Origin of the sequence: Paraeggerthella sp. Marseille-Q4926, assembly GCF_916618935.1 — a bacterium.
GTDB lineage: Bacteria > Actinomycetota > Coriobacteriia > Coriobacteriales > Eggerthellaceae > Paraeggerthella > Paraeggerthella hominis.
Genome location: NZ_CAKAKF010000004.1, coordinates 261723 through 273968, shown reverse-complemented (window position 1 = coordinate 273968; position 12246 = coordinate 261723). Strand labels below are relative to the sequence as shown.

The 12246-nt window shown below is 59.6% G+C and carries 9 protein-coding genes, 1 tRNA gene and 1 riboswitch; of the genes, 4 read left to right on the top strand and 6 right to left on the bottom strand.

Annotated elements, in window-relative coordinates; genetic code table 11:
- Positions 1–152 precede the first annotated feature (152 nt).
- Positions 153–279: riboswitch (glycine riboswitch) on the top strand.
- Between the two features lie 160 nt (positions 280–439).
- Positions 440–1927 (top strand): sodium:alanine symporter family protein, encoded by a 1488-nt coding sequence (locus LG373_RS09790; RefSeq protein ID WP_301282395.1) that lies wholly within the window; start codon positions 440–442, stop codon positions 1925–1927.
- 162 nt (positions 1928–2089) lie between these two features.
- On the opposite strand, the gene LG373_RS09785 is transcribed toward LG373_RS09790, so the two are convergent.
- Positions 2090–3520 carry a response regulator transcription factor gene (locus LG373_RS09785; protein ID WP_225749684.1) on the bottom strand — a complete coding sequence of 477 codons (1431 nt, stop codon included), beginning with the start codon at positions 3518–3520 and terminating at the stop codon, positions 2090–2092.
- A 371-nt stretch (positions 3521–3891) separates the two neighbouring features.
- On the opposite strand from LG373_RS09785, the gene LG373_RS09780 reads away from it, so the two are divergent.
- Both LG373_RS09780 and LG373_RS09775 read left to right on the top strand, forming a co-directional pair.
- Positions 3892–5712, top strand: coding sequence for a flavocytochrome c (locus LG373_RS09780; RefSeq protein WP_225749683.1), 1821 nt, complete (start codon positions 3892–3894; stop codon positions 5710–5712).
- Positions 5713–5863: 151 nt separating this feature from the next.
- Complete coding sequence (locus LG373_RS09775) at positions 5864–6472, top strand: AAA family ATPase (RefSeq protein ID WP_225749682.1); 609 nt, start codon at positions 5864–5866, stop codon at positions 6470–6472.
- Positions 6473–6532: 60 nt separating this feature from the next.
- Here LG373_RS09775 and LG373_RS09770 read toward each other — a convergent pair whose 3' ends face one another.
- From LG373_RS09770 to LG373_RS09760, 3 genes are read right to left on the bottom strand one after another with little or no spacing between them, the layout of a single operon-like run.
- Positions 6533–6901 (bottom strand): tRNA-binding protein, encoded by a 369-nt coding sequence (locus LG373_RS09770; protein ID WP_225749681.1) that lies wholly within the window; start codon positions 6899–6901, stop codon positions 6533–6535.
- Positions 6902–6914: 13 nt separating this feature from the next.
- Positions 6915–7436 carry a shikimate kinase gene (locus tag LG373_RS09765; protein WP_114566377.1) on the bottom strand — a complete coding sequence of 174 codons (522 nt, stop codon included), beginning with the start codon at positions 7434–7436 and terminating at the stop codon, positions 6915–6917.
- Between the two features lie 50 nt (positions 7437–7486).
- Positions 7487–9499 carry a DUF2207 domain-containing protein gene (locus LG373_RS09760; RefSeq protein ID WP_225749680.1) on the bottom strand — a complete coding sequence of 671 codons (2013 nt, stop codon included), beginning with the start codon at positions 9497–9499 and terminating at the stop codon, positions 7487–7489.
- A gap of 58 nt (positions 9500–9557) precedes the next feature.
- Between LG373_RS09760 and LG373_RS09755 the strand changes: the two genes are divergently transcribed.
- Positions 9558–9648: transfer RNA gene (locus LG373_RS09755), tRNA-Ser, on the top strand.
- A gap of 173 nt (positions 9649–9821) precedes the next feature.
- Here the strand turns inward: LG373_RS09755 and LG373_RS09750 are convergent.
- Both LG373_RS09750 and LG373_RS09745 read right to left on the bottom strand, forming a co-directional pair.
- Positions 9822–11594, bottom strand: a complete 1773-nt coding sequence (locus tag LG373_RS09750) for an oleate hydratase (protein ID WP_225749679.1) — start codon at positions 11592–11594, stop codon at positions 9822–9824.
- A gap of 203 nt (positions 11595–11797) precedes the next feature.
- Positions 11798–12160 (bottom strand): guanylate cyclase, encoded by a 363-nt coding sequence (locus LG373_RS09745; protein ID WP_114566375.1) that lies wholly within the window; start codon positions 12158–12160, stop codon positions 11798–11800.
- Positions 12161–12246: the final 86 nt, after the last annotated feature.

Here is a 12246-nt window from a genome sequence, read left to right as displayed (position 1 = left end):
TGATTCAAAGGCTCCGACCAACCGCACAGCGCAAATTTTCAGGTCGCAAGCCTTTCTTTTCGTTCACAACCAAACTGTTACCTGCTACAATGTGCCCACAATTTCATAGCGTACCCCGTTGATACGTCCTGAATCTTACGAGACAGGACGCGGAAGGGGCCTCTGGAGAATCCCGGCTATCGGGTGCCGAAGGGGCAAGGCGGAATGCATACGCGAACGTGGACGCGGTCCACGCGCGGCACCGTTGAAACTCTCAGGCAAAAGGACAGAGCTAAGCTACGAGTTCGTCGCGTTAGGCGGCGCTCGCTTTCCTTGGTTTCCCCTTGCATATCCTCCTGTTCGGCCTTGTTCCGCGTTGTTGCGAGGCTACAGAAGTTGCACGTACGTACATGCATAAAGGAGGAAACTGGTGGAAGGGTTTTTCAGCACGATCAACGATATGTTGGTCGCCATCGATGACTTCATCTGGGGCGTTCCCCTCATGGTGCTCATCTTGTTCGGAGGCATCCTGCTGACGGTGCGCCTGCGCGGCGTCCAGTTCAGCCAGCTGCCCCGCGCACTGCGCTACATGGTGAAGAACGAAAAAGACGGCACCGGCGAAGTGACCAGCTTCGGCGCATTGTGCACCGCGCTTTCGGCCACCATCGGCACGGGCAACATCGTGGGCGTGGCCACGGCTATCGTAGCCGGCGGCCCGGGTGCGATGTTCTGGATGTGGCTTGCAGCGCTGTTCGGCATGGCGACGAAATACTCGGAGGGCCTGCTTGCCGTCAAGTACCGCAGCGTCGACAAGAAGACCGGGCACGTGCTGGGCGGTCCGTTCTACTACATCGAGCGCGGCATGGGGCGCAACTGGCGTTGGCTCGCCAAGATGTTCGCGTTCTTCGGCATGTGCGTTGGTTTGTTCGGCATCGGCACGTTCACGCAGGTGAACTCGATTTCGACGGCCATCACCGGCTTCTTTGATCCCAATAAGTCCATGACGGTCAGCATCCTGGGCATGGACTACTCCATCTTCACCGTTATAGGCTCGCTCGTGCTGGCCGTGCTGGTGGGCCTGGTGGTCATCGGCGGCCTCAAGCGCATCGCGAAGGTTTCCGAGCGCGTCATTCCCGCCATGGTGGTGCTGTACGTAGGCTTCTCGCTGCTGCTGATCTTCACGAACCTCGACAAGGTTCCCGGCGCGTTCGTGACCATCTTCGAAAGCGCGTTCGGCCTGCAGGCAGCTGCCGGCGGTGCGCTGGGCGCCATCATCATCGCTATGCAGAAGGGTATCGCACGCGGCATCTTCTCGAACGAGGCCGGCCTGGGTTCCGCTCCGATCGCCGCAGCGGCCGCTCAGACGAAAGAGCCGGTGCGTCAGGGCCTCGTGTCCATGACCGGCACGTTTTTGGACACCATCGTCGTGTGCTCCATGACGGGCCTTGCCCTGGTCATGACGGGCGCCTACCAGATCCCCGGCCTTGAGGGAGCCGCCGTTACCACGGCAGCGTTCCAGGCCGGCCTGCCGTTCATCCCGGGCGAGATCGTGTCGTTCGTGCTGATGGCGTGCCTGGTTCTGTTCGGCTTCACCACCATTCTCGGTTGGGACTACTACGGTGAGCGTTGCCTGGAGTACTTCAGCAACGGCAACATGAAATCCGTGAAGGTGTACCGCTGGCTCTACATTGCCGCCGTGTTCATCGGCCCGTACATGACGGTTGCCGCCGTATGGACCATCGCCGACATCTTCAACGGCTTGATGGCCCTGCCGAACATGATCGCCCTTATCGCCCTGTCCGGCGTGGTGGCGAAGGAGACGAAGGATTACTTCGCGCGCCTGAAAGCCGCGGGTGACGAAGACGGCATGGAACCTCACTTGATCGGCGACAACTGGGACATCCCGCCCCTGGACGCATTGACCGATCGTCTGGGATCGAAGAACTAGCTCGCTAAAACTCTCCGCACTTCCGCGAAAGGCCCGTTCACGTTGCGGGCCTTTCGCATAGGACGCCGGCCCAGCGGGGCGGGGCGCCAGTTCGCACTCCGCGATGGCGGCGCCTCGCAGCGCCGACGCCGCCATCGCCCGCCAGGCCCACACCCCCGCCGACTAGCGCCTGGCCGGCTTTTCAGGGCTGTCAAGCAAACCGAACAATTCGGCTTTGCTGTGAATGCCCAGCTTCCGGTAAATATGGTTGATATGGGCTTTCACCGTGCCCTGGGACACGTACAGCGCCTCTTCGATCTCCGCGACCGTGGCGCGTTGGGCCAAAAGCTGCAGCACTTCTTCTTCGCGAGGACTCAAGCTGTACACGCGAGAAAGGTCCGACACGCGCATAGCCGTGCGACCTTCGGCGGGGCCGCTTTCCATCTGGTCGTCGTTCAGAGCAACGCCCCATTTCGCCGAAAGCCCGCGCTCGGTGAAGAAGATCACCAAGAACGCGACCACAACGGCCACCACAATCCCGTTGTACACCATGTTCGCGTCGGCGCTGCCCAGATACGCCGAAGCGCCCGCAAACGTCAGCCACCCCAAAAGCTCGACAAGGTAGCGAATGCCGCGCTCGATGCCGTTGATCCACACCGCGTTCACGCCAAAGCGGTACGTGATGTTGCTCATGACGATCATGATGTACATGGACAGCATCGTGTATCCGGCGTCGTAGCACAGCGCCATAATTTGTGCGCTGCCGGCAAACGAGGGCATAACAAACAAAAACCCTACGATGAACAGCGGAAATGCCAATTGGTAAATGGTCTCGAAGTTGAACCAGCGCGAAGCGGACAGTACGCCGAAGAACACGAGCCCCGTCACGAACAGCGCGCCCACGACGTTGCCGGGGACCAGCGGCTGCATGGGCAGCGCGCCGAAAGCCGCTGCGAACGTGCAGGTGGCCATAAGGAAGATGGGCTTCCAGGGTATGGTTTTCACATCGCCTTCGCGCACGGCGCGCGGAAGATCGCGGTCAGGCAGCCGCCGCATGCTCGAGCGGACGCACGCCAGGCAGATCGGCGGCAAGACCACGGCGAAAAACGCCAGGTACGGAACGGACATCCCCAGAAACAGCCACTTCACCACCTCGCCCACGAAGATGGCGATAGCATGGTACAACGCCACGCGAAGCGGATTGAGCGACCCGTAGAATTCCGCCCACATAAGAATCAGGGATCCCAAACCGCCACCGGCAAGCAGCAATCCGGCCACCTTCAAAGGCTCGAACGGAACGAAGAAGCAAGCGATCACGACAAGAGCCGAGCCGCCCGTCATGCTGGCGCCCGTTGCAATCACGGCGGGCTTGTTCGCCCAGAGGGGCGCCACGCGCCGAGCAGCGAAAGCAAGCGCCAACGACACCACGCCAATAGCGGCTTCGAACAAAAAGTAGTCGAACACGGTAATGGTGGGAAACGCCTCGTAGCGGAAAAGCGTCGCAATCCACGCGCGGTACAGGCCAACCCCGAAGAACACGAACGGGATGATCGCCACGCGCCCGAATATGGCTTTCCACCGCTGGGCGAACCCCTGCTTCTCCACGCTTTCCACGGTTTCCTCCCCAAACAAGTGGAACGGCGGTGCGATGCAGCACCAACCGGTGAAACGTCCAAGGGCTTCGGCGCCCCTGCGCCCGGGCGGCGAAGCAGTGCAGCTTCAACTCCCTAGCCGCGGTTCATCATAGCCAAAAGAGCCTGATGGCGAAAGAGGGTTATGGCAAGGGTTACGCATTTAACCTACGCGGACAATTGCGCGACGCGGCTCATCGCGGCATTTTGGAGAGGCATTGCGGCACGGTTGCGAACGTTCGCCAAGCTGAGGCGGGCGTGTGCGGCCAACGCTCGGCAACATCCGACGGACCCGCATGCAAAAGGAGCAACCCGCGAAGCAGCGGGACGGGATTTGTAGGGAGGACTATACACATGGAACGATTCTCGCGTAGGCAGTTCATTGCAGGCGGCGCCGTAGCGGCGCTCGGCGGCACTTTGGCACTCGCCGGGTGCGCGCCCAGCGGCACGGCAGGCTCCAAGAACGCATCAGCCGGCGACGGCGCAACCAGCACGGCAATCGGGTCGGGCATGGGCAAGCATGGCGAGTTCAATGTAGAGGTGTCGGTAACCGACGGAGCCATCGACCGCATCACCGTGCTCGATTCGCGCGAAACGCCGGGCATGGGCGACGTCGCCATGCAGAAACTCACCAAGCTGATCATCGACAATCAGACGCTCAACGTTGACGCCGTGTCAGGAGCCACGCTGTCCAGCATGGCGTTCACCGGCGCCGTGGCAAGCGCCCTGGACGACCTGGGGCAGAAGTCGAGCGAATGGCAGAAGCGCGACAAGGCCGAATACGCGAACGAGACGACGCTGCCCGAATCCACCGACGTGGTGGTCATCGGGGCCGGCGGCGCAGGATTCGCAGCGGCTATTTCCGCAGCGAACGCCGGCAAGAAGGTCGTCTTGATGGAAAAAATGGGCGTACTGGGCGGCGACACCGCGCTTTCCGGCGGCGAGATGGCCGTTCCGGGCAACTGGATCCAGGTGAAGGAGGGCATCGCCGACAGCCCCGAAGCCCTGGCGAAGGACATGCTTGAAGGCGGCGACAACGCGGGCGATCCGGCGTTGGTGCAGGTGATCGCCGACGGCGCGCTGGAAAGCTCGCAATGGCTCACCTTCGAAGGCGGCGTGTCGTGGAAGCACGACCTCATGCAGTTCGGCGGGCACAACACGAAGCGCTCCATCATCCCCATCACGCACTCGGGGTCCGAGATGACCACCAAGCTGACCAAGCGCGTGAACGAGATCGACAACATTACGCTGGTCGACTGCACGCGCGCCGTTGAGCTGGTGAAAAACGGCGATGCCATCAGCGGCGTCAAGGTACAGAACACCGTGACCGGCGAAGAGAGCACGGTTGCCTGCAAAGCCGTGGTCATGGCAAGCGGCGGATTCGGCTCCAACATCGAGATGCGCGTGAAGTACAACCCGGCCATGGACGACAAGATCCTGTCCACCGACTCCGTAGGCGTAACGGGCGACGGCATCACCATGGGCGAGGCAGCCGGAGCAAACCTGATCGACATGGAGTACATCCAGACGTATCCCGTATGCGACCCCTCGACCGGCGCGCTGCTGTACGTCGGCGACGTGCGTCTGGAATACCAGGCGATCATGGTGAACAAGGAAGGCGATCGCTTCGTGGAAGAACTCGACCGCCGCGACGTCATCTCCAACGCCATCACGAAGCAAAGCGACGGCAAGGGCTACCTGCTGTTCAACCAGAAGGGCGCCGACGAAACAGGACTGCTGGTCACGCACGCCGACGAGTACGAGAACATTCTGGCTCGCAAGGTCATCGCAAAGGGCGACACGCTCGACGACGTGTGCAGCCAGATGGGCGTTGACGCTGCCGAACTGCAGAAGACCATCGACACCTGGAACCAGTACTGCAAGGACGGCAAGGATCCCGAGTTCAACTACCGCGGCACGATGAACCCCATCGAAGAGGGGCCGTACTACCTGATGGCCTGCAAGCCCGCGGTCCATTACACGATGGGCGGCCTGCACATCAACACCGACGCGCAGGTGCTCGACCAGACGGGCGCGCCCATTCCGGGCTTCTATGCAGCCGGCGAAGTGGCAGGTCACAAGATGGGCACGAACCGCCTGGGTTCCTGCTCGATGACCGACATCTACACGTTCGGACGCATTGCCGGAACGAACGCAGCTGCCTACTCGGCATAGCGCCGTCGGTCCATCCGGCTCGGCCGCAGCGCTCCCGCAGCGGCCGAGCATATTCCCTCCCTTGGTTCGGGCCCGCAGCACGCGGGCCCGAACTGGTACAATGAGCGGCATACCACAGACGTCCGCGCTCGAAACGCAAGAAGGGGATTGCATGGACCAGCATCTGATATTCGCAATCAGCAGAGAATACGGCAGCGGAGGGCGCGAGATAGGCGAGCACCTTGCAAACGAGTTGGGCATCGCCTACTACGACAAGTTGCTGCTCAAGCGCATAGCCGAGGAAAGCGGCCTCGACGGGGACGTTATCGCGGACTTCGACGAAAAGCCCCTGCGACCGCTGCTGCTCAACCCGAACAACTTTTTTTGCGGGACGGACATCGAGCACCCCGTCGCGGCGCGCATCTACAAAGCGGAAGTGGGCATTCTCAAATCCATAGCGGACGAGGGACCGTGCGTCATCGTAGGCCGCTGCGCCGATTACGTGCTTTCAAAGCACCCGGGCTTGGTCAGCCTGTTCGTCAGCGCCCCGATGGACGCCCGCGTCAAGCGCGTCATGCGCCGCAACAACCTGTCGGAACAAGAAGCTCGTGCGCGCATCGCCAAAGTAGACAAAGCGCGCGCCAGCTACTACCGCTACTTCACGGACGAGCAATGGGGGCAAGCCTCCAATTACGACTTGTGCCTCAACTCCGGACAGCTTGATGCGCAAGGAGCCGTTTCGGTGATTCGCGCGTTCGTCGAAGCGCAACAGCCCCGATAGACCAGGGAACTCCAGCAGGGACGGAGCCAGCAAGTTGCGCGCTCCGTCCCTGTTTCGCACTTAGCCGAGACGCACGCCGTTCGGCACGTCGCGTTCAGGGACGGCGAGAACCGGCAGGATGCCGTCTTCGTATCCGATATCGTAGATCATGCCCTCGGACACTTCGCCCGCCATCTTTCGCGGAGCAAGGTTTACCACGAACAGAGCCTGCTTGCCCTCGATCTCGGCCTTCGGATCTTCTCGCTCCTCTTTCATGCCCGAAAGAATGGTGCGCGTAAAGCCACCGAAATCCACCGTCATCTTTATAAGCTTGCTCGACTTCTCCACGTCTTCAACCAGCACGATATGCCCGACGCGAATATCCAGCTTATCCAAGTCGTCAATCGTGATCAGCGGTTTCACGGGAGCGGTTTCTATCGTTTCGACCATGGAGCCTCCTTCGCTACGCTTGCGCCTGCTTGATCGCGTCGGCAACCTTGCGGGCCGCCGCGGTAATGGTCAAATCGTTCACGTCGACCGTGATCTCGGCGTACTGCTCGTACAGCGGCTTGCGCTCGTCGAACAGCTCGCGCAGGCTCATGCCGATGCCGCCCTTGAGAACCACGCCGCGCTCCTGCAAATCGTGCAAGCGGTTCACCAGTTCGTCGTAGGATATCTGCAAGTACACAACCGTACCGATTTCGGTCAGGTGCTGCATGGCCTCATCCGAGTAAACCGCGGAACCGCCCGTGGAGATAATGCTCTTGGACGCTTCGATATCGCGCAGGATCTCGTTTTCAACCTCGATAAACCCTTCGGGCCCGCATGCATCGATAAGCTTCTGAAGCGTTTTATCGCACTGGTTCTGGATGACCAGGTCTGCGTCTATAAAGTGATAGTTCATGATCTTAGCCAACACAATGCCCAGCGTCGACTTGCCCGCACCGGGCATGCCGATCAGAACGATATTGTCTTTTTCCGCCATACTGGCTCCTCCCTAGCTGACAACTTCATCCGCATTGTAGCACGGCCTTTCTAGCGCGCACCGCCGCCTCCGCCGAAGCCGCCGCCTCCGCCGCCCGAGAACCCTCCACCGAATCCGCCGCCGCTTGAGAAGTCCCCGCTTGCAGCGGACAGGGCGGCCTGAGCCGACGACAAGGTGTTAGCCATGGACGATTGGAACAGATCGCCCACCGCAGGCATGGCAACGCCGGTCGACGTATGCCCGCCCGTGTACCAGAACCACCACGGCATGTAGGACACGCCCAAGGACCCGTCGTACTCGAACAATTGAGGCATGGTGGTTTGCAGCTGCTTGATAGCCTGGTCGGCAACGCCGAACAAGTACGCATACACCATGAACTCGCCCCACACTTTAACGTCGGTGGGCGGGCGCTCGTCAAGCGACGAGAAATCGCGCAACCAGTTGCGCAGCGCTTTGCAACGCGCGATCAGGTTGTTTCCGCGCACGCTTCGGCGCGGCATGTAGTTGGCGATAATGCCCAAGGCAATAGCCACGGGAAGCATGAAGATGAGAGGTATGAAGTTCTCCATCATCAACCAAATCGCCACGCCGCCAACGGCCATCACTACGGCAAGAGCAATCAAATACCCCTGATAGCGCTTGCCCTTTGCTTCGAAGAAATCCTGGCTGTTCGTTGCGGCGGACAACGTTCCCTGCCACGACTGCATGGCGTCAAGCAATTCTTGAGGATGGTCTTTGCCGTACGTTTCGATCGTGCCGAACCACAGCGAGTCGCGGCCTTCGGCAACCCGGCCGAACAGAAGGTCGAGCGCCGCACGGTCGATAGGATCGGCCACCGCGTCGGCGGCGGGCAGCTTGGTTATATAGTAGTCGCCCTTCGTTTTGGACGATCCGAACAAACCCGGCTCGTCATAACTGCCGGCATCGATGCGCACGGCACCGATATGAGCCAGATGCATGAGCGTAGCCGAGAAATCATCCTGGCTTTCGCGATCCCAACGCCACAGGCGACCGATCACCGCAGGGTGCACGGCAGAATCGGGAACGTCGCGCCAATACTCGTCCTTGAAGTCAGGTTCATGCTCGCGACCGTACCGACGATACGACCACAAGCCCCAAAGCAGCAGCAAAACGCTTATCACACCGCAGCCCACGATGAATGCAAGCGACATGGTGCGCTGAACGTTCGCTTGGTCAGACCACGACTGCTCTTCTTTCAACACCGTATCAAGACGCATGGCCCCACCGTGCGCAGCGGCATCTTTTGCTGAAAGGTTCGTGAGCCATTTCACGGGAAACACAACGCGCGCTTCGGCAAACTGCCCGGCCGACACATGGGGGACCTTGTACGTAACGGATCCATCCGCATTGACCGACACCGATCCGTCAAGCGGGCCGTGGCCCCAAGCGCGCACGTTATCGCCCGCTTTCACCTCGGTTCCCTGAGGCACCGGCAGCGCAAGGGTCATCGTCACGTTATCGGACGCTTCGGCCCATTGGGACCCTATGTACTTCCAGTACACCTCTCCCACGTCTCCATAGGCTTGCGCGCCGTTGACCACCGTGTAGTCAAGCTCTATCATCGCCTGCGTATCGGATTGGTTGAAGAACGCGTACACGGTGTTCTTCGGCTCGTCGAACGAGTACGCATCCGTGCCAGGTCCGCCCGATTCGCGCCAGCCCAGCACGAACGGCACGTCTTTGAGCGTTGTCCATTCGCCCGAAATGGATCCGTCGGCGCCAAGCTGGCCCATGCGCATGCCGTTGATCTTGATGGACGCGTTCGACGGAAGACCGCTGCCGAGCTCCCACCATACAGCCGTGAAATCGCCGCTGAAGTCGAATGCGCGCTGCTCCACCACATGCAAGGACCCATCGGTTTCAACTTGCGCCTGAATATCAACCTTAGGCATGGTGTACGACTTCGCGTCGGCATAGGCCGGCGAGCACGCCAGAACGCCCACGGCTAAGGCGATCAGGCAGGCGAATGCAAGCGCGAATCGCCTGCGCTGCATAGCGAAGGAAATGTGGAGTTGCGTACCGCTCATGTTTTGCACAATCATGCTCCTTGCAACTTGGAGGTGGTCACGGTATCATAGCAAACCGCACCTATTATATTGTGGAGAGCTGACCGAGAGGCCGAAGGTGCTCGCCTGCTAAGCGAGTACACCCCAAAAGGGTGTCTGGGGTTCGAATCCCCAGCTCTCCGCCACCAACTTCAAAAGCCCGACAGTTTTTCAACTGCCGGGCTTCATTATATCGTCCAACCGGTTTCCCTACGGCAACGGATAGGTACCAGTGCACCGCTCCTCAGGTGCAAACCGGCCGCACGATGCTTGGCCCAAGCGAAGCCGAGCGGCAAGCAACGCAGTATACGCCGAACGCTTACGCCAAATGGCTTTTCTTGAGAATATCGCCGATGTAAGTGTTCTCGGTCTTTTTGACGAACGAATCGACAATTCGCTGCTCCACAAAGGGAAGATCCATGTCGACAAGCTTCTTGCGATCCGACAGATAGTACAGAGAGCTCGCAAGGGCGCGCACATCGTACGCAGACGCGAACGTCTCAGGCACGCCGCGCTCCACGTCGAGCAATTGGTACACCGCCTCCATGGCGGTGCGCACAGAATACTCGGTCGTGAAAACCGTGTCGCGCTCGGTTTCAGCGAAATTGCCGATGAACGCAAGGTTCTTCGAGCCCTGGGGAACCACCAAAGGACGATCCCCCGGCTTGCGCAGCATGAAGTAGGACGTGATGAACGGCATGTACACGGGCATCACCGTGCAATCATCATGCGCCATAGCCTCGATTTGAGATTCAGGAACGCCCAAATGGTACAATAGCTCTTGCGCAATCTCCTGGCCGCTGCACGCCTCGATGGGTTTCTTGACGTAGTTGCCGGAAACGCCCGATAGCAGGCCGTAGATCCACATGACCGTCTGGTCGGGACGCTGTTCCTTGAAATGAGGCTGACGATGTATCGTGAAGCTCATAAGCCAGTTGGAGTCCTTCACGGTAACGATGCCGCCGGTCACAACCTTTCCGGTCCTGAGGCCCCGGTTCGTCAATCGCTCTATATACGGGTCGATCTTGCTGTTCTGCCAGGTAGCCGTTGCGGAAACGAACCAGCTTTCCTTGGGCAGGTTCTCGCAGAACACGTCAGGGTTGCCGAACTCGGGCGATTGCTCGGCCAACCGCTTCCACAACGTCCAGCTGCCGCCCAGCTCATGGGTGACGGGAGCCGGATCGAAATGGCTGCCTTGCGTGGAGCTTTCTGTTATGGATCCGTTCGTGATCAGCACCAGATCGTTTTCCGTCAGCCCTATGCGATCGATGCGACCGCTGCGGTCCACCACCAGCTCGCGGGCGACCTTCGCGTCGTCGGAAACGTCAACGCGAACATCAACGACCCGCGCATAGCACTCAAACTGGACGCCGTTCTCCTTCAAGTACGAAACCAGGGGCTTGACCAGCGATTCGTATTGATTGAAGCGCGTGAACTTAAGCGCGGTGAAATCAGGAAGCCCTTTGACGTGGTGAATGAAGCGCATGATGTAGCGGCGCATTTCTATAGCGGAATGCCAACGCTCGAACGCGAACATCGAGCACCAGTACAGCCAGAAGTTCGATTTGAAGAACTCCTCGGTGAAAACGTCTTCTATGCGCTTGCCTTCGAGCGATTTCTCGGAAGCCATCCATAGCTCGATCAGCTCTTTTTTCGCCTTCTTGGAAAGCGTGAAGTCGCCATCGTCTTCAACCTGGCACCCGCGATCGTGAATGATGCGGCAGTTGGAGGAGTTCGGATCGTCGTGATCAAGCCAGTAGAATTCATCGAGCACTGACGCATGTTCCACCTCAAGCGATGGAACGGATCGAAACAAATCCCATAAGCACTCGAAGTGGTTCTCCATCTCGCGGCCGCCGCGCGTCACAAATCCGTCAAGCGGCACCGCCTTACCGTCTAAAGATCCTCCCGGAACAGCCGTTTCTTCAAATACATGAATCCGATTGCCCTGCATGTGTCCGTCGCGTAGCAAAAACACCGCAGCTGCCAAACCGGCAAGGCCGCCGCCTACCAAATACGCCGACTTGTCATCGACTCCCTTGGGTTTTCTAGGCCGAGCGAACGCTTCGTAGTTGCCGTTGGTGTACCTCATGCGAACCCTTCCTTTCCCATCGCCAGCGCCGGCAAGCGCCGGAACCATACGTTGCACGAATGCCATCGTATGACTGACCCCGATCGAAACAGGGGCCAGTACGAAAAGGAAGGCGGATCGAAAAAGAGCAGTTACGAATGGGTTGGAAAACAAGCGGACCCGCTGTTGCGCAGGTCCGCTCGAATACCAACGAGTACAGCCGATCAGCCTCGGCGGCCCCTGAAGCGCGAGCCGATCCGTTTCGCCTTCATCGGCTTTTTGCGGTACGCCGGATGATGCTTGAGGAAAACAGCGCGGCATACTTGTGTCACGCCAAGCGCAACCAAAGCGGTAAGTAAAAAGCTAAACGCCAGATCGAACACGCCCACATTGTGCTCGAACCACGCATACAGGCTGAACAATCCAAAGAACGAGGAAAGAACGCCCGTGATAGCCGTGAACAGTTTGATGAGGATTTCCTTCGCACGGGTTGGCGAGTAGCGATACGTGGCAACAAGATAGACCACCAGCGCGACCACCGCCAAAACAACCAACAGCACAGCGATGCGCGATAAGCGGGCGATCATGACGGAACTCCTCTCTCAGAACAGCAAGCGCCTTGCTTGTACGAACTCCTTGATTCCGCATCATACCAGACTCGCAAGAGGCCGCG